The following is a 17,987-nucleotide window of genomic DNA, read 5'->3' on the forward strand; positions in this document are numbered from 1 at the left end:
GAAAATGATATCAGATATAAACGTTCTGAAGTATAAAAAAGTTTTACTTAAAGTGTCAGGGGAAGCTTTAATGGGAGATAAGCAATTTGGGCATGAATATGACGTAATAAAAAAGATTGCCAGCGATATTAAAGAAGTTATCGATTTAGGAGTAGAAGTCGCTATTGTAGTCGGCGGTGGAAATATTTACCGCGGGATTAATGCAGCACTTGTCGGTATGGATCGAGCTTCAGCGGATTATATAGGTATGCTTGCAACGGTGATTAATGCTTTAACTTTACAAAACGTTATGGAAAGCCTCAATATCTATACAAGAGTTCTATCGGCTATTCCTATGATGAGCGTGTGCGAACCTTATATTCGCCGCAAAGCTAAAAGACATATGGAAAAAAAGCGTGTAGTAATTTTTGCCGGCGGTACGGGTAACCCGTTTTGTACAACCGATAGTGCCGCAGTACTTCGCGCAATCGAAATGAATTGCGATATTTTATTAAAAGCAACTCAGGTTGACGGTGTCTATGATTCCGACCCTAAAAAAAATCCGGATGCTAAAAAATATTTCACTATTAGCTATAAAGATGTTATAACTAATAACCTGCAAGTCATGGATACGGCAGCTATTGCAGTTGCAAGAGAAAATAAATTACCTATAAGGGTATTTTCGATAAAAGAACAGGGAAATTTTGCTAGAGTAATACAAGATAAAGGGGAATATACGACTATTGAGAAATAATATGATTGTAGTGTGAATTGTTGTATGATTTTTATGTCATTCCCGCATAGGTGTTGTTGCGTAGAGACTAAATCGTCATTGCGAGCAGTCGTAGGCTGCGTGGCAGTCTAGAAAAAATAATAAAAAATTCTGTAGATTCAGAATTTTTTACTAGATTACTTAGTCAAAACTTATAGTTTTTCCTTGCAATGACGGAAAAACCAATCTACACGGGAATGACATCAGGGGCATTTCCTAATACACATAACAATGTCTCAATTCGTGTATTAATAATAATATATGGATAAATAAAGATGGATAAAGAGCATTTAAAGAAAAACTTACAAGAAAAGATGGAGAAAGCTCTAAAAGTTTTAGATCATGAGCTTAAAGGGCTACGTACCGGTAGAGCTTCAGTGAATTTACTTGATAGCGTAACCGTGGAAGCTTACGGGAGTAAAATGCCGCTTTCACAAGTTGCTTCTCTATCCACCCCTGATGCACGAACAATTAACGTGCAGGTTTGGGATAAAGCTATGGTATCATCGGTAGAGAAAGGAATTACGATAGCAAATCTTGGCTTAACTCCTGCAACGGACGGTCAATTAATCAGACTGCCGATACCGGCTTTAACTGAAGAAAGACGTAAAGAACTGGTAAAGCTTGCTCATAAATACGGTGAAGATACTAAAATTTCATTACGTAATATTAGAAGAGACGGCAATGAAGCACTTAAAAAGCTAGAAAAGGATAACGTTATCGCAAAAGATGAGCATCATAGCTTATCTGAACAAGTACAAAAGCTAACCGATGATTATAGTAGTAAAGTTGACTCGGTAATAAAACAAAAAGAACAAGAAATAATGACTGTTTGATTGTCTATGTCATTCCTGCTTTAGATTTGTTGCGTGGACCGGTAAAATCCACTGTGTCACCCCGTGGCTTGACCACGGGGTCCATAAAAACAATAAAAAATACTAATAATTTTATTTTTAACTGGATCCCGCAATCAAGTCGCGGGATGACAGCGGTGGGATTAATCCACGCAACAATGCCAAGCGAGAATGACATAAATTGAATCTATACTGACAAAATTAGTTAGAGATTTAATTCCAGAAATTAAAATTATATTAAAATCAGGCAGGATACCAGTTACTCGTATTACTGAATCATATGAGTATAAAGAATTATTAAAAAATAAACTACTAGAAGAAGTAGAGGAAATTTTACAAGATGAGTATATGGAGAAGTTACCGATATATTAGAAGTACTTGAAACAATCTGTAATATTAATGGCTATAAACTAAAAGATATATTAAAAATTCAAAAACAAAAAAAGAAAGTGAATGGTGGTTTTGATAATAAGATAATTTTAGAAAAAATAACTAATTAGCTTTTTTGCCTTAATAAAATAAAGGAGTCATGCAATAAAATTGGCTATAGAACCTTGTATCACAGGCTGTATCCAGGATCTAGCTCACAAGTCGCAGGATGACAGAAATACCGTTACACACAGGCAAGCCTTCACGGGAATAACATCAGACTATACCACTCAAAATAATAAAACTATGATAACAAAAGAAGAAGCACAGAAAATAGCAAAATTAGCTAGATTAAAATTTGAAGAAGATACTGTAGAAAAATTTTCTACTCAGCTTAGTACTATTATGGATATGATCGATATTTTAAATGAAATAGATTGCAAAGATATAGAGCCTTTAACTTCGGTTTCTAATATGAATGCTAGAATGCGAGAGGACACCGTTACAAGTTCTGATTTATCAAGTGAGTTATTTGATAATGTAAGTGGAAATAGTGCTCAGCTGGCTAAAGAAGTAAAATATTTTATCACTCCAAAAGTTGTTGAATAATTATGACGGAACTAAATAAACTAACAGTAGCAGACAGTATAAAAGGTCTAAAAAATAAAGATTTTACAAGTACGGAATTAATAGGTGCACATATTAAACAAATAGAGAAGCATAGAAACCTAAATGCTTATGTTACCGAAACTTTTGACTTAGCTTTAAAACAGGCTGAAGCAGCCGATCAAAATTATGCTCAAAATAACGCAAGAACCCTTGAGGGTATCCCGTTTGCCGCTAAAGATCTTTTCTGCACGAAAGGCATTAGAACTACGGCATGTTCTAATATACTGAAAAATTTTATACCTAATTATGAATCAAGTGTTACACAAAATATTTTTGATAAGGGCGGTGTGATGCTCGGCAAAACCAATATGGATGAGTTTGCTATGGGTTCAGCAAATATCACTAGTTGTTTTGGAAATGTAATTAGCCCTTGGAAAGCAAATGATGATAATGCTGATTTAGTTCCAGGCGGCTCTTCAGGCGGTTCAGCTGCGGCAGTTAGCGGATTTATGGCATCTGCTGCTCTTGGTAGCGATACGGGCGGCTCGGTACGTCAACCTGCAAGCTTTACGGGTTTAGTCGGTTTTAAACCGACATATGGTCGTTGCTCAAGATACGGAATGATATCGTTTGCTAGCTCCCTTGATCAAGCAGGAATATTTACTAGAAGCGTTTTAGACAGTAGCATTATGCTTGAAGCGATGATGGGGTTTGACGAAAAAGATTCTACTTCGATTAAAGCAGAAGTTCCAGAGCTACAATCCGCTATCGGAAGTTCTATGAAAAATATGAGGATAGGCGTACCTCTTAGCCTTGGTGAGGGCAGTATTATTGAACCTGATATTATGAAAATGTGGCAGGATACCATAGAACTACTTAAAAACGCCGGTGCTGAAATAGTTGATATTACTTTGCCGCATGCTAAATACGGTGTTGCTGTTTATTACGTAATAGCACCGGCTGAAGCTTCTTCAAATTTATCTAGATATGACGGCGTTAGATACGGTCTTCGAGTAGAACGTGAAAATATGACGCTTGACGAAATGTATGAAATGACTAGATCAACCGGATTTGGGGAGGAGGTAAAACGTCGTATTATGATTGGAACATATGTGCTATCATCTAGTGGTATGGATGCATATTATCTAAAAGCTCAAAAAGTACGTCGTTTAGTTGCAAACGATTTTAATAATGCTTTTGTAAAAGTTGATGCCATTTTATTACCGGCTGCCCCGACTGCAGCTTTTAAGATTGGTGAAAAACAAAATGATCTGACTATTATGTATTTAAACGATTTATTTACTATTCCTGCAAGTTTAGCCGGTTTACCTTGTGCATCGGTTCCTGCTGGACTATCGGCACGCGGTTTACCTCTTGGGATACAGATTATAGGTAAACAATTAGACGAATATAATGTTTTGAAAGTAGCATCGACCATTGAGTCAGGTGTAAAACATATTAAATTTGAGCCAAAGGGTTTTTAATTATGGCATATATTGAAGGTAATACGGGGAAATGGGAATATGTAATAGGGCTTGAAATCCATGCTCAAATTTCCTCAAAATCTAAGCTTTTTTCAGGAAGTAGTACTCTTTTTGCAGCAAATCCAAATTCGCAGGTTGCCTATGTTGATGCAGCAATGCCCGGGATGTTACCGGTATTAAATAAGCATTGTGTACACCAAGCAATTAAAACAGGGCTTGGGCTTAAAGCTAAAATAAATAAATATTCGGTATTTGATCGTAAAAATTATTTTTATGCCGATCTGCCGCAAGGTTACCAAATTTCACAATTTTATTATCCTATAGTACAAAACGGCACTATGGAAATACCGACTAGTACCGGCGATCTTAAAACTATTCGTATTAACCGTTTGCATTTAGAGCAAGATGCAGGTAAATCTATGCATGATCAATCACCACATTACAGCTTTATCAATTTGAATCGTGCCGGTATTGGGCTTATGGAAATTGTGACCGAACCTGATATATCATCACCGGAAGAAGCAGCTGAATTTGTAAAAAAGCTAAGAAATTTGTTACGTTATATTGGCAGCTGTGACGGTGATATGGAAAAAGGCTCGATGCGTTGCGATGCTAATATTTCAGTAAGACGTAGCGGCGAACCACTCGGCACAAGATGCGAAATTAAAAATATCAATTCAATTCGTAACATCATTAAAGCAATAGAATTTGAAGCTAAACGACAAGTAGACTTGCTTGAAAGCGGTAAAGAAATAATTCAAGAAACACGCCTATTTAATGCCGATAGCGGCGAAACAAGAACTATGCGTTTAAAAGAAGAAGCACTTGATTATAGATATTTTCCTGATCCCGATTTATTACCGCTTGTTATTTCTGATGAGTTAATAAATGAGCTAAAAGCAAATTTACCTGAGCTACCTGATCAAAAGATTGAAAAATATATGAAGGAATTTAGCTTAAGTAAATATGATGCCGAAGTAATAGTAGCCGATGAATCGGTTGCTGGGTATTTTGAGAAAGCAGCAAATGAATGTAACCCTAAAATGCTTACTAATTGGCTAACTAGTGAATTATTTGGCCAATTAAATAAAGCATCGATAGGAATAAATGAATGCAAAATTACCCCTAGTAACTTTGCAAAACTGGTAAAATTAATAGAAAATGATACTATTTCCGGTAAAATTGCAAAAACCGTTTTTGAAATTATGTTTGAAACCGGTAAAGCACCTGATAAAATAGTAGAAGAAAAAGGACTTGTACAAGTTTCGGATAATAACGTGCTAAACACTGTAATTGACGAGGTAATATCTGAAAATCCTGAATCAGTAGAGGGTTATAGAAGTGGTAAGGATAAATTATTCGGTTTCTTTGTAGGGCAGGTAATGAAAAAAACCGGCGGTAAGGCTAATCCGACTCTTGTGAATCAGCTTTTAAAGGAGAAATTGAGTTCTTGATGCTATTCCTTTGAAGGTATTGCCCGCGTGGATAGATTTTCCTGTCATTGCGAGCAGCCGTAGGCTACGTGACAATCTCGCCAAATATCCTGAAATTGCTTCGTCAATTACTCAGTAATTTTCCTCTCAATGACGATTTGATATCCGTACAACAAGGGCAATGCCTCGTAGGATGACACAGAACATACTCAAACTTAAAACATTATTTTTATGAAATTTCTAAAAATATTTTTACTATCTTGCTTACTAGTTTCTTGTGACAAAAAAGAAACGGAAAAAACTTTAATAGTCGGTACTGCCGCAGATAATCCTCCTTATGAATTTATCCAAGACGGAGAGATTGTTGGGATTGATATTGATATTATCAAAGCAATAAGCGAACGTCTAAATAAAAAAGTTATCATAAAAAACTTCGACTTTAACGGTTTACTTGCAGCTTTGGTTAGTGAAAATATTGATGTTGCGGTGGCGGAGCTTTCCGTAACACCGGAGCGTGCTGAATATATCAGCTTTTCCGATAATTATGCTACTGCAAGATTTGCCATAATATATAGAACAGGTGATAATATACAAAATAGCAAAGATCTAGAAAATAAAATAGTAGGGGTACAGCTCGGTAGTGTTTTAGAACAAAAAGCACATGATCTATCACAGACGATAAATATTAAAGTTCATTCTTTAGCAAATCATTTAATGTTGGTTGAAGAATTAAAAGCCAGAGTCATAGATGCTATTATTTCTGAGGAATTTCAAGGCAAAAAATTAAAAGAAAATAATTCAAATTTAGACAGCAGTACTTTAGAAGAATTTTCATCCGATTTTGCTATAGGCATGTCTAAAAACTCAGGACTAATTAATGAAATTAATGAGGCAATCGATTCATTAAAAAAAGACGGAACCATTAACAAAATTATGAAAAAATGGCTGGGACAGTAACAGAAAGTCAATTTAAAGATGCTATGAGCCGATTCCCTCAGGGAGTAACTATTATAACAACAAATTGCAATAACGAACTTTTTGGCTTTACTGCTAGTTCTCTTACTTCCGTATCTTTAAAACCGCCGTTAATATTATTTTGCCTTAATAAAAACTCTTTTAGTATAAACAGTTTTCAAAAAAGTGATAAGTTTGCAATTAGTATTTTAGCAGAGAATCAAATTGATATCTCAAAACATTTTGCTAAATCACAATCTAATAAATTTACAAAAATTAATTATGAGCTTGGCAACAAAACTGATTGCCCTTTAATAAACGGTGCAACTTATCATATAGAGTGTAATAAATATGCTTCTTACGATGCCGGTGATCATGTTATATTTATCGGTGAAGTAATAAATACCGCTATTAAAAATGATTTAAAGCCTCTATTATATTTTCATAAATCGTATACAAAGATTTAATTTTGGTTATTTTTTGCTGCAAATTATAAGATTTTTTGAAATGTAAGTAACTATTCCAGCAAAAATCTTATTAATTTTCGCTAAAAAATACCTCAAAATAGCCAATCAATTAGAAATATTCACAGAACCTAGTTTAATTTGAAAAATTGGCGTCGTCTAATAAGATCTGCGGTTCGAACTATATTAAGTATACACTGCGATCTAAGGACTTTAGACGCCTTGCTCTTGTCCAAATTAAACTTCGTCTACTTACTGTTCATTTATTAGGAGTATAAATTGCCAATATGTTAAATATCGGTCTTAGTGGTTCTACCGGTAAAATGGGAGAAACCATTCTAGAGAGAATAGATAAATTTAAAAATTGCAAAATTGCAGCAAAATTTAATAGTACTAATAATTTAGATGATTTAGATAATTTTTGTAAAAATTCTGATGTGATCATCGATTTTTCTACCCCTGAAATATTAGAAAAATTAATTAATTATGCATTAAAACATAATACAAAATTAGTAATCGGAACCACAGGTCTCCAACCTCAACATTTTAAGCTTTTAGAAAAAGCAGCTCAAACTTTACCTGTTTTATATTCTGCAAATATGAGTATAGGAGCTAATTTGCTTAGCTATCTAGCTAAAGAAGTAACAAAAATACTAGATGATTACGATGTTGAAATTCTAGAAACGCATCACCGTAATAAAAAAGATTCACCCTCAGGAACTGCTGTTATGCTTGCTGAAACAATTGCAAGCAAAAAAGGATTAAATATAACATTTAATCGTGGTAATAGACTAAGAAGCGAAAAAGAAATAGGTATTTCCTCGCTTCGTGGTGGAAATGTTCACGGTATACATGAAATATCTTTCCTAGGTGACGATGAAATAATCACCTTAAAACACGAAGCTCTGAATAAAAATTCTTTTTCTATTGGTGCAATTAAAGCCGCTATTTGGCTACAAGATAAACCTTCTGCTTTATATTCAATGCAAGATATTTATAAAATAAGCTTGAAAAAATACCTTTAAGAGGCTATATTTTATTATGTAAATAACATAATCCTAAGGTTACTTATGATCGATTATACAAAAACTTTAACTGCCGCCTCAAAAAATAAAACTTTTGATGAAGGCTTAAGAAAATACATGCTTAAAGTATATAATTATATGGCTTTAGCACTTTTACTAACCGGTGTAGCAGCCGTAACGACTATATCAGTTGAGCCTATTTATAATTTAATGTTTCAAACAGGTTTTGGTACTATTATAATGTTTGCTCCGCTCGGTATTGCTTTATATTTCTTTATGGGCTTCGGACGAATGAACCTGCAAACGGCACAAATATTATTGTGGGTTTATGCCGGTTTAACCGGTATGTCGCTTGCATATTTAGCTCTTATTTATACCGGTGCATCAATAGCTCGTACTTTCTTTATTTGCTCTTCCGTTTTTGGAGCAATGAGTTTATACGGTTATAGTACAAGTAGAGATTTAACATCTATGGGTTCATTTTTTGCAATGGGTCTTATAGGTCTTATCATTGCTTCATTAGTCAACTTGTTTCTAAAAAGCTCGGCTCTTTCTTTTGCTACTTCTCTTATTGGAATAGTAATATTTATGGGATTAATTGCTTGGGATACTCAAAAGATTAAGTCTATGTATTACATGGCAGGAAACGATGAAGTAGGACAAAAGCTTTCTATTATGGCAGCCTTTACTTTATATTTAGATTTTATCAATCTTTTCCTATATTTAATGAGATTTTTAGGCAATAGAAGAGATTAATTGGTATCATTCTTGCAAAGTTATGATTTTATTTCATTGCTTCGGTTTTTTCATTGTTATATCACGATCAAATCTATAGTACTGAATAGTTTTTAAAAAGACCTCGATGTCATATCCCCGCAAAAGCGGGGGCCTTGTTGCACGGCTTGGAAAACTTATTCAATATCATTCCCACGTGGTATTGTTGCGTGGATACTGAATCATCATTGCAAGCGGTCGCAGCACACTCGGCAATCCAGAAAAAATAATAAAAAAATTCTGTAAATCAGAATGTTTACTGCATTGCTTCGTCAATTGCTGCGTGGTTTTCTCACAATGATGAGGATTTTGTACCCACGCAACAACACTTTTTCACTATTAGTTAATATTAAGCAGGTTATTTTTATGTCTAAAGAGAAAACTCAACAAGAATTATTATTACAAGAGCAACTTTTTAAAGCTCTGAAAACTAACGATACAGAATTGAATGCCAAAATATCTAGAACCTGCGAAGGCATTGCCGAATCTGTTATTGACCTTTCTAATGACCAATCTCCTACTGCTGAAAGCCTATATATTAGCTATATGGCCCTAGCCGATTTAAACACTAAGGATTTAGCTAAAGTTACAACAATAATAAAAAACTCGTTTCCAGGAGATAAAAACAAGGAATTAAGGGAAATAATCGATGCGCCTCTTTTAGAGCATTTAGTTATGATAGAGGCAATTGAACGACAGGTTGGATTAGATGATAGCCGATATAACGCAGATTACAAAAAACTTGAAGAAATAAGAAATCCTAATGACCCTAAAAAAGTAATTGATGCTATGCTACGTGATAAGAGGGTGGCACAGCAAGCTGAGTTTAAGGGGCAAGGAAAAAAGACAGCAGGCGTCTCGGCCGGTTATGTTGCTAAAGATAACGCCGGTAATACTTTTATTTTAAAACATTTTTATAAAACTCATGCTGCATGCAAAAAAATAAAAGATATTCAGGCACAAAGACAGGCTTTGGCTGACCGAAGAGACGGAGTACAAGAATTAATAGGCTCTACCATGTATCAATTTTTATTATATGATCGCGCACCAAAAGAAGGGCTGGTAATAGCGAATGAACAATACCCTGATTCACTTTATGTACGTTCTAAATTTTTTGATAATGCTGTAACACTAACAGAATTTTCCGGTTTATCAGGTGAAACTAGAGTCAGAGCTAATGATCAAAATTTAAAAAAGTTGGAAGGATTTGAAAAAGCTATAGCTGCTTGTCATATGCTGGGGGAAGTAGATTATCATGCTGGTAATTTAATGGTACAGGATGGTAAAACAATAACCAAAATTGATCATGGTCGCTCTTTTTTAGCATTTCATAAGAATTTTGGCAGTATGGTTCAATCAACAGCTGCAATGTTTACACATCCTGGTGTTGGCTACAGTGCTGCTATTGAAGCAGGTAATTTCTCATTTAATATCGATAAATATAGCGAATCGTTAAATCAAATGATAAGTCAATTTGATGAGAAACAGATGGAAGCAATAGTTGATCAAAAAATTGATGAATTAAAAAAAGCTGGGTTTGATCCAAAAAATATTGCGTTATCCACTAATATTCAAAATTTTGATGATTTGAGAAAACACTACAAAGGCAGTATAAAAGAAAATCTTGTTAATATGCAAGAAGTGGCCAAAAGCGCTGAGATAGTAACAAAATTCAGTAATGTTTTATCTGAATTTAACAATGGTGGTTGGTTAGAGGCTTTCGCTAATTCACCTGTAAAAGACCCGGTACTCTATGCAATAGATAATAACATTAAAATTGAAGGTAAAGATGCTAAAGAGTGGGCATATGAAAATAATTACCAAATTAAAATTTCTATAGGTTTGAAAAAAGAAATAATCAAGGAACAACAATGGCGCAAAGATGTGGACGGAAAATGGAAAGAAAAAGAAGTTGAGGTTAAGACAGATAAAGTAGAAGTACAAATTTCTGATCCTGCAAAATCAATGCGTATACAAGACAAATCTACAGGCGAAAAATTGGTATCACTAATTGTTGATTTTACAAAGCAGGCAACAACTAAAAACGTAACCGATAAAGCAGTAGCAAAATTCTACGACAATATAATGAAAGCGCTAAAAAAAGAAAATTATCTTACCGAGCAAGATATTGAGAGTATAAAGAAAAATTTAAAATATCAGGATAATATCGAAAACACGACAAATTTATTAAATGCTAAATCTTTAAAGTTAAATTCTAAAGATGCTATATATTACAAGGTAGGAATTTTTTGTGAAAAGAGAGGTTTATCTAGTATCTCAAATTATTTTATGAAACAAATTTCTCCTGAGAATTTAAATAAAATTCATAATACAGAAAAACTTATAACAGAAAGTATAAAAATTGGTAATGTACTACAACAGAAGAAACAAGAAGGACTCCAAACAAAAAGAGTAGAAACGGTAAAAGAAATCGCATGCTCTAAATTACAAGCTAGGAAGGAAAGACATCAACAAAGGTAAGCATTGTCGAGTGTATGCCTTAAACGTCATTGCGAGCAGTCACAGAGTCGTTGCATAGTCCTAATGTCATTTCTAGCTAAAAGCGGAAATTCAGTGCTTGAAAAAAATTTAAAAAAGACTAGATCCTGCGATCAAGTCGCAGGATGAGATTAATAGTTACTGGATTTCCGCTTTTAGCTAGAAATGACATACTATAGGCCAAGTTGCGGTATGACATAATAACATACAACAACTATAAATTCTTATTCTTTGTCTGCTTCTGCATTTTTTCTAGCAGACGGTGAGAGCATAATGCTTAGCTCTTTTAGAGCTTTATCCTCTACATAGCTTGGGGCGTTCATTAGTAAATCTTCAGCCTGCTGGTTTAAAGGAAACGCTATTATTTCCCTTATATTTGTTGCTTCCGCAAGCAGCATAACGATTCGGTCAATACCGGGGGCTATTCCACCATGTGGTGGAGCTCCAAACTTAAATGCTCTAATCATCCCTCCAAATCTCTTATCAACTTCCTCGTCACTATAACCTGCTATGGAAAATGCTTTATACATAATTTCCGGCTTATGGTTTCTAATAGCACCGCTGGACAGTTCAATACCGTTACAAACAATATCATATTGGTATGCGGTAAGTTCTAATAACTCTTCAGTGGTTTTAGCTTGCTCTAAAGCATCTATTCCGCCCTGCGGCATAGAAAACGGATTATGGCTAAAATCAATTTTTCCTGTTTCTTCATTTAACTCATAGAATGGAAAATCGGTAATCCAGCAGAATTTAAAACAATCTTTTTCAAGTAAATCAAGCTCTTCACCAAGTCTTATTCTAACCTTACCGGCAAGTTTAGCAGCTTTCTCTTTCTTATCGCTAGCGAAAAATACAGCATCACCGTTACTAATACTAGCTGTAGCTTTTAGACTCTCTAATTGCTGCGGGCTTAAGAATTTTACTACCGATCCCTTTGCTTCACCGGTTTCACTAAACTGAATATAGCCAAGTCCACCTGCTCCTTCTGATATCGCAAACTCTATCATTTTATCGAAGAAACTACGAGGCAGTGCAGCTGCCTTAGGTGCAGGAATTGCACGAACTATGCTACCTTTTTGAATATTCTCTCTAAAGATTGTAAAATCGGAATCTCTAAATATCTCAGTTACATCGGCAATTATAATAGGGTTACGCAAATCAGGCTTATCAGAGCCGTATTTTAGCATAGATTCATTATATGGAATACAAACGAAAGGAGTCTCTGATACTTTCTTATCCGTGAATTTAGTGAATAAATCATACATCACAGGCTCAATAGTACTAAATACGTCTTCCTGTGTAACAAACGACATTTCTACATCTAGCTGATAAAACTCGCCGGGTGATCTATCGGCTCTTGCATCTTCATCCCGAAAACAAGGAGCAATTTGGAAATAACGATCAAAGCCTGATACCATCAATAACTGCTTGAATTGCTGAGGTGCTTGCGGTAATGCATAGAACTTACCCGGATGCATTCTACTAGGTACTAAAAAATCCCTAGCCCCCTCAGGTGAGCTTGCTGTTAAAATCGGAGTTTGAAATTCGGTAAAACCGCTTGCCGTCATCAAATGACGAATATGAGAAATAATTTGTGAGCGGAGTATTATATTATTATGTAATTTCTCACGTCTAAGATCTAAAAAGCGATGTTTAAGCCTAGACTCTTCGGGAGCGTCTTTTTCGGTATTAATAACAAAAGGTAGAGTGTCCGCAGCTGACTCAACACTAAATTCCACAGCTAGCACTTCAACATGACCTGTCGGAAGCGTATTATTAATCGTGTCCTCTGATCTTGCTACAACTATACCCCTTACCGTAATTACCGACTCATAACGCAAACGACTTGCATCCTCCATAAGCTGAGGGTTTTGATCGGTAAACACGATTTGAGTTATACCGTAATGATCACGTAAATCTATAAAAACTAGATTCCCGTGATCTCTTCTTCTATGTACCCAACCGGATAGCTTAACTTCTTTTTCTACATCGGATATTTGTAATGCGTTACAATTATGAGTTCTGTATTTATGCATTTTTATTTTTTTATTATACGATTTCCCCTATATTATATACATAAAATCGCAAATTTTCGCAAATAAAAACTAAAAATTTATCTTGCCAAAGTTTTATCTTGATATTGCAGCAACTTTTGGCTTTGATGGGTGTTGCTGATAATTTTGTTGTTGAGGTTTTACTTGATTTAACTCACCTTTAATACATTCATATATTGCTTTCTTAGGATTTTTAATTATCTCTGCAACATTTTCGACTAGCTTTATTATTCCTTTAACTAACGATAATACATCTTTTGCTATTTCACCTATAGAATTATTACCTGCTTGTAGTTTTTCTTGGTCTTGCTTAGACAAATTACTACGTATCCTATTCATTCTTGATTTAAGCTCATCTTGTTCTAGCTCTTCTTTTGTAAAATGTAACTTAAGTTTTCTATCAACAATTTTTTGTTCTTCCGGAGTTAAATTTTTATATTGATCAACAAGCTTATTAACTTTTTCGTGTTCTTCCGGTAGTTTTGAAATATTTTCAGCAATATTTGGCATTTGTTTCTCTTATAAAGTTAAAACATATTAACTTACATTATATATATATATTTTAACTTTATACAAGAAAAACTTTAATAGAAATTAACCTTTGGACGCAGCCTTAATACCTAGAAAGTCTAAAAAATTTCGTAATTCTTGACGTGCAAGCACGTGTGAGCTATTAAATTCTCTATCATATTTTGCAGTTTTTAGATCAAGTAATGTTAGACCTTGTAAAAATAACTCTCTATATATTACACGTTCACTAAATCCTTCTGCGAGTTTAAAGTTAATTCTTTTAGCAAGTTTAGCTAATACATTTCCTACGCGTCTTTTATTTAATGCATCAAGATTACTTAAACGATTACGAAGTATTACCCAATCTATACTAATTCTATCACGACTAGCACGTTCCATTTTCTGTTCCCAAATCATTTGACTATATATTGATGGGCTAATAATTTCATCCTTGCTATCGACTTTTGCTATTACGTCTAAATCTAGAAAGCTATCATTAATCGGTGTAATAATTGTATCGGCGTAAGAATGAACAACCCTTGATAAAGGAGTATGACTGCCTGGGGTATCAATCACTATATAATCGACATCCTGATTATTTTTGAGTATCGGCTCAAAACTCTTTGCTTGCTCTTCTACTTTGCTTTCCGATATATGAAAATGTTTCGGTACTAATACAGGTTTATCAGGATTGTGTTTATTATATAAATCTCGATTTTTTAAATAATTCGTTAACGAACTTTGACGTGAATCGGTATCTATACTTACTACCGAATAATTTTGATAAAGCAGAGCGATTATTAGATGCATAGAACAGGTAGTTTTACCTGCTCCGCCTTTCTCATTACCTATAACAAATATATAAGGTTTATTTATTGTGTTCATAATTATATTCAGAATAAACGAATAGTAAATAGACGAAGTTTAATTTCATTCTTAGCTCAGTATTACCCATGTGGATAGTTTTTTCTGTCATTGCGAGAAAATGACGTAAGTAATTGACGCAGCAATCTCAGGATATTTGACGAGATTGCCACGCAGCCTACGGCTGCTCGCAATGACGACTCGGTATCCATGCAGGCAATGCAACGCAAGAATAGCATTTAAGTATATTCTTTGATAAATTTCTCTAGTAATCTCACGCCGTATCCTACTGCCCCCTTAGGACCGAGTGCTGAAACTTTATTACTATTTGCAACGCCTGCTATATCTAAATGAGCCCAATCTACTCCATCTTTAATGAAACGTTTAATGAAATTTGCAGCTATGCAGCTTCCGGCAGCTCTCGGTACGTTCCCGATATTTGCCATATCGGCTATGTCGGAGTTAATCATTGCATCGTACTCATCATGCAGCGGCATTCTCCAAAGTTTTTCATTAACTTCTTCCCCTACTTTTATTAACTTATCAGCTAACTCATCATTATTGGAAAAACAACCAGCATATGTATTACCAAGTGCTACGGTTATTGCTCCTGTTAGAGTTGCAACGTCAATCACGCATTTAGGCTTAAATTTTTCTTGTGCATACCAAACAGCATCAGCAAGTACTAAACGCCCTTCTGCATCGGTATTTAAAACTTCGACAGTTTGCCCTGACATGGTAGTTACTACATCCCCTGGACGTTGTGCATTACCGGACGGCATATTTTCGACAAGCCCTACAACACCGACTATATTTATAGGTAATTTTTGACCGACAACCGCAATGATGGTACCCACAACTGCTGCAGAACCTCCCATATCGTATCGCATTAAGTGCATATCACTTGACGGTTTTAATGAAATACCGCCTGTATCAAAAATCACTCCTTTACCGACCAAAGCAATAGTAGGAGCATCTTTACTGCCACCTTTATATTCCATCACCACTAACTTTGACTCGTTTTGTGAACCTTGCCCCACACCAAGTAATGCTCCCATACCAAGGTTTTTCATCTCACGTTCACCGATAACATCAACATCTACCCCTAACGGTTCAAGTATATCAACTATTCTTTCGGCATAAACTTGAGGAGTTTTAATATTTGACGGTTCATTACTTATATCTCTTGTAAAAAATACTGCTTCAGCAATTAATTTTTTGATTTCAAATAATTTTGCCGTTTCAGTGCTATTATCGGTAAAAATTTCAATTGACTCTACTGCGAACTTCTCTGCTTCTTTTAAGGTAGTTCTATATTTATCAAATCTGTAAGAAGCAAGAAACGCACCGCTAGCAACTAAAGATGCAAATGTTTGAGATGTAAACCTGCTAATTCTATTTGTAAGTTTTAAGCCGATAGTAGAAATTTTACAACCGGTTGCATGCTGTAAGATTTTGCCGCCTAACTCTTCAATTTTTGCTTCAGTTAATTTTTCTTCATTCCCAAGACCTGCTATTATCAAATATCTAACCTCGCCTGATTTAATAACGGACGGAATAACCTTGATCTGTCCATATTTACCGGTAAATTGCAGTTTATTCTGAATAGTTTTAGAAATTAATCCATGATGTTGTTGATCAAGTAATATTAAATTACTATCAAGCTTTAACTGTTCATCAATAAAAACTACTAGACCTTGATTAGTAGATGATGCTTCATTCACAAAATTTATATTAAGCATACTTACTCCTTATATTATTTTTGACTTTGGATCATTCTATTTATCTTGATAAAACTTTGCAAGTATTATATAATTGATTTAAAGCAAAATCTCATTAAATAGCATTTGACAAATGTTAACGTTTTTTATATCTTACTGACGAATTTAGTTAAATTTAAGTAATAATATGCCAGTATATGACATCACTTCTCATTTAATTGAGCAGAAGTATAAAATGATTAAAGCATCATGTGAGTTAAACCAAGATATGGGTGAGATTTATAGTCTCACTCCTCATCCAATACGGTATACTTGCCTTAACTATTTAAAGTTATTATCTCTACCTATATCGCTAGCATGTTATATAACAAAGCTTTGTTTTACGGCTAATCCGGTATGGACATGGATCGGGGTTAATATTTTGCATGAGAAGATGGGTCAAGCAACAGCCAAAAAAATATTACACGGCTTACCTGACGAAGCAGAATCAGATCAAAATATACCTAAAATTGTCGAGTATGTATTTAGAAAATATGAAGAAAATCCTACATTAACCCCTCTTATTGAGCCTACATTTATACAAAAATTTTTAGCAAAGGCCGGTAAATATATTCCTGCTTTGTCTAAAATAGTAAAGTTTTGGAATGAAGGAGGAATTAACTATTCTGATGAAATGCAAACAAAACGAGCATTAATTGACATTATTTATAAACAAATTATTGCTAAAGCTTATGAAGTAGGTAAAAAAGGAGGAAAACTTGAAATAACGGATGTGACAGCACTTTTCCCAGAGATAAATTTTGAAGAAAAAGTCAATGCTGCATCAGCAAATCTTGCAATAGAGAAGGTAGAAGTAAGCAATGAAGAGTCTTTAATTTCTGAATTGCCTGTTAGACATCTTTCTAAACCAGCTTATAGAGAGGAATTTAAAAGAGATACGGAACGTAGCACCGCAGCGTATATAGACATACGTGAGGATGCGAGTACCGGATCGACGTCTAAATTACCTCTAGAAGCGAAGTTTGGAAAGATGTCTATTGATCAAAAATATGAAGAAGCTACGATTATTACTACTAATGCAAATAATAGTATTAATCCATTAGTAAACTTACTCATGTTAAAAGCTTTACATGATACAATTCGTCAAGAAGTACTGAAAACTTATGTTGAACATTGTTTAGCAGAAATTCAGATATCTAAAAATCAAGAAACACTTGAAAACTTCCAATATGACAATTCTTTAGCAAGATTACAATTATACGGTAATTATAATTATGATAACAATAATACGTATATCTTTGAACCACCAGTATCTTATTTAGGTCAAACCTACGAGCATTTAACCGCACCGATTGCTTGTTATTAAAGCGTCATTTCTGCAAGCGGGAAATGAGAAAAAGCCTATAAAAAACCAAGTTTTTTTAGGAATGCATTGTTGCGTAGATACCACCCCGTCATTGCAAGAACATTAAAAAGTAATTGACGAAGCCAGCTTAGGAGTTTGTTATTATTTCATGAGATTGCCACGCCAGCATAAATGCTGGCTCGCAATGACGGGTTTTTTATAAACTATCCGATACATACGAAGATCAGCTTGGAAAAGAGCAAAGGGCCTGTAA

The 17,987-nt window shown here is 34.5% G+C and carries 16 protein-coding genes; 12 read left to right on the forward strand and 4 right to left on the reverse strand.

Translation table 11 applies throughout. From position 1 onward, the window contains the following. Positions 1-4: 4 nt before the first annotated feature. From pyrH to risK1, 11 genes are all read left to right on the forward strand, one after another. A complete protein-coding gene (pyrH, locus tag GCO76_RS03935) occupies positions 5-733 on the forward strand; it encodes a UMP kinase (RefSeq protein WP_410956234.1) in 729 nt (242 codons plus the stop codon). Between the two features lie 293 nt (positions 734-1,026). Next, positions 1,027-1,587, forward strand: a complete 561-nt coding sequence (gene frr, locus GCO76_RS03940; RefSeq protein ID WP_410956235.1) for a ribosome recycling factor — start codon at positions 1,027-1,029, stop codon at positions 1,585-1,587. 210 nt (positions 1,588-1,797) lie between these two features. Then, positions 1,798-1,977 (forward strand): nucleoside triphosphate pyrophosphohydrolase family protein, encoded by a 180-nt coding sequence (locus GCO76_RS03945; protein WP_410956474.1) that lies wholly within the window; start codon positions 1,798-1,800, stop codon positions 1,975-1,977. A 303-nt stretch (positions 1,978-2,280) separates the two neighbouring features. Further along, positions 2,281-2,583, forward strand: a complete 303-nt coding sequence (gatC, locus tag GCO76_RS03950; protein WP_045805319.1) for an Asp-tRNA(Asn)/Glu-tRNA(Gln) amidotransferase subunit GatC — start codon at positions 2,281-2,283, stop codon at positions 2,581-2,583. A 2-nt stretch (positions 2,584-2,585) separates the two neighbouring features. Continuing rightward, positions 2,586-4,067, forward strand: a complete 1,482-nt coding sequence (gatA, locus tag GCO76_RS03955) for an Asp-tRNA(Asn)/Glu-tRNA(Gln) amidotransferase subunit GatA (protein ID WP_410956236.1) — start codon at positions 2,586-2,588, stop codon at positions 4,065-4,067. 2 nt (positions 4,068-4,069) lie between these two features. Further along, positions 4,070-5,521, forward strand: coding sequence for an Asp-tRNA(Asn)/Glu-tRNA(Gln) amidotransferase subunit GatB (gene gatB / locus GCO76_RS03960; protein ID WP_410956237.1), 1,452 nt, complete (start codon positions 4,070-4,072; stop codon positions 5,519-5,521). A gap of 210 nt (positions 5,522-5,731) precedes the next feature. Beyond that, on the forward strand, positions 5,732-6,457 hold the full coding sequence (locus tag GCO76_RS03965; protein WP_410956238.1) for an ABC transporter substrate-binding protein: 726 nt from the start codon (positions 5,732-5,734) through the stop codon (positions 6,455-6,457). Continuing rightward, positions 6,442-6,921, forward strand: coding sequence for a flavin reductase family protein (locus tag GCO76_RS03970; RefSeq protein ID WP_410956239.1), 480 nt, complete (start codon positions 6,442-6,444; stop codon positions 6,919-6,921). The genes GCO76_RS03965 and GCO76_RS03970 overlap by 16 nt, the downstream gene beginning before the upstream one ends. A gap of 284 nt (positions 6,922-7,205) precedes the next feature. Next, a complete protein-coding gene (gene dapB / locus GCO76_RS03975; protein WP_410956240.1) occupies positions 7,206-7,943 on the forward strand; it encodes a 4-hydroxy-tetrahydrodipicolinate reductase in 738 nt (245 codons plus the stop codon). 45 nt (positions 7,944-7,988) lie between these two features. Further along, positions 7,989-8,699, forward strand: a complete 711-nt coding sequence (locus GCO76_RS03980) for a Bax inhibitor-1/YccA family protein (protein ID WP_410956241.1) — start codon at positions 7,989-7,991, stop codon at positions 8,697-8,699. A gap of 384 nt (positions 8,700-9,083) precedes the next feature. Further along, a complete protein-coding gene (risK1, locus tag GCO76_RS03985; protein ID WP_410956242.1) occupies positions 9,084-11,198 on the forward strand; it encodes a T4SS effector phosphatidylinositol 3-Kinase RisK1 in 2,115 nt (704 codons plus the stop codon). A 242-nt stretch (positions 11,199-11,440) separates the two neighbouring features. Here the strand turns inward: risK1 and aspS are convergent, their stop codons facing one another. The 4 genes from aspS to GCO76_RS04005 all read right to left on the reverse strand — a co-directional run bounded on the left by aspS (position 11,441) and on the right by GCO76_RS04005 (position 16,389). Further along, positions 11,441-13,255: an aspartate--tRNA ligase gene (gene aspS, locus GCO76_RS03990; protein WP_410956243.1), complete on the reverse strand. Its 1,815-nt coding sequence runs from the start codon at positions 13,253-13,255 to the stop codon at positions 11,441-11,443. 93 nt (positions 13,256-13,348) lie between these two features. Further along, positions 13,349-13,783 (reverse strand): DUF3106 domain-containing protein, encoded by a 435-nt coding sequence (locus GCO76_RS03995; protein WP_410956244.1) that lies wholly within the window; start codon positions 13,781-13,783, stop codon positions 13,349-13,351. 84 nt (positions 13,784-13,867) lie between these two features. Continuing rightward, positions 13,868-14,668, reverse strand: a complete 801-nt coding sequence (locus tag GCO76_RS04000; RefSeq protein WP_410956245.1) for a division plane positioning ATPase MipZ — start codon at positions 14,666-14,668, stop codon at positions 13,868-13,870. Between the two features lie 218 nt (positions 14,669-14,886). After that, the gene (locus GCO76_RS04005) at positions 14,887-16,389 is read right to left on the reverse strand and encodes a leucyl aminopeptidase (protein WP_410956246.1); all 1,503 of its coding nucleotides are present in this window, start codon (positions 16,387-16,389) and stop codon (positions 14,887-14,889) included. Positions 16,390-16,555: 166 nt separating this feature from the next. Between GCO76_RS04005 and GCO76_RS04010 the strand changes: the two genes are divergently transcribed. Beyond that, complete coding sequence (locus GCO76_RS04010; RefSeq protein WP_410956247.1) at positions 16,556-17,734, forward strand: palindromic element RPE1 domain-containing protein; 1,179 nt, start codon at positions 16,556-16,558, stop codon at positions 17,732-17,734. Positions 17,735-17,987: the final 253 nt, after the last annotated feature.

The sequence above is a fragment of the Rickettsia koreansis genome, assembly GCF_046532895.1.
In the GTDB taxonomy this organism is placed as follows: domain Bacteria; phylum Pseudomonadota; class Alphaproteobacteria; order Rickettsiales; family Rickettsiaceae; genus Rickettsia; species Rickettsia rickettsii.

Coding starts and splice junctions, on each gene's coding strand:
- pyrH (WP_410956234.1), top strand. CDS start 5: ATGATATCAGATATAAACGTTCTGAAGTATAAAAAAGTTTTACTTAAA.
- frr (WP_410956235.1), top strand. CDS start 1,027: ATGGATAAAGAGCATTTAAAGAAAAACTTACAAGAAAAGATGGAGAAA.
- gatC (WP_045805319.1), top strand. CDS start 2,281: ATGATAACAAAAGAAGAAGCACAGAAAATAGCAAAATTAGCTAGATTA.
- gatA (WP_410956236.1), top strand. CDS start 2,586: ATGACGGAACTAAATAAACTAACAGTAGCAGACAGTATAAAAGGTCTA.
- gatB (WP_410956237.1), top strand. CDS start 4,070: ATGGCATATATTGAAGGTAATACGGGGAAATGGGAATATGTAATAGGG.
- GCO76_RS03965 (WP_410956238.1), top strand. CDS start 5,732: ATGAAATTTCTAAAAATATTTTTACTATCTTGCTTACTAGTTTCTTGT.
- GCO76_RS03970 (WP_410956239.1), top strand. CDS start 6,442: ATGGCTGGGACAGTAACAGAAAGTCAATTTAAAGATGCTATGAGCCGA.
- dapB (WP_410956240.1), top strand. CDS start 7,206: ATGTTAAATATCGGTCTTAGTGGTTCTACCGGTAAAATGGGAGAAACC.
- GCO76_RS03980 (WP_410956241.1), top strand. CDS start 7,989: ATGATCGATTATACAAAAACTTTAACTGCCGCCTCAAAAAATAAAACT.
- risK1 (WP_410956242.1), top strand. CDS start 9,084: ATGTCTAAAGAGAAAACTCAACAAGAATTATTATTACAAGAGCAACTT.
- aspS (WP_410956243.1), bottom strand. CDS start 13,255: ATGCATAAATACAGAACTCATAATTGTAACGCATTACAAATATCCGAT.
- GCO76_RS03995 (WP_410956244.1), bottom strand. CDS start 13,783: ATGCCAAATATTGCTGAAAATATTTCAAAACTACCGGAAGAACACGAA.
- GCO76_RS04000 (WP_410956245.1), bottom strand. CDS start 14,668: ATGAACACAATAAATAAACCTTATATATTTGTTATAGGTAATGAGAAA.
- GCO76_RS04005 (WP_410956246.1), bottom strand. CDS start 16,389: ATGCTTAATATAAATTTTGTGAATGAAGCATCATCTACTAATCAAGGT.
- GCO76_RS04010 (WP_410956247.1), top strand. CDS start 16,556: ATGCCAGTATATGACATCACTTCTCATTTAATTGAGCAGAAGTATAAA.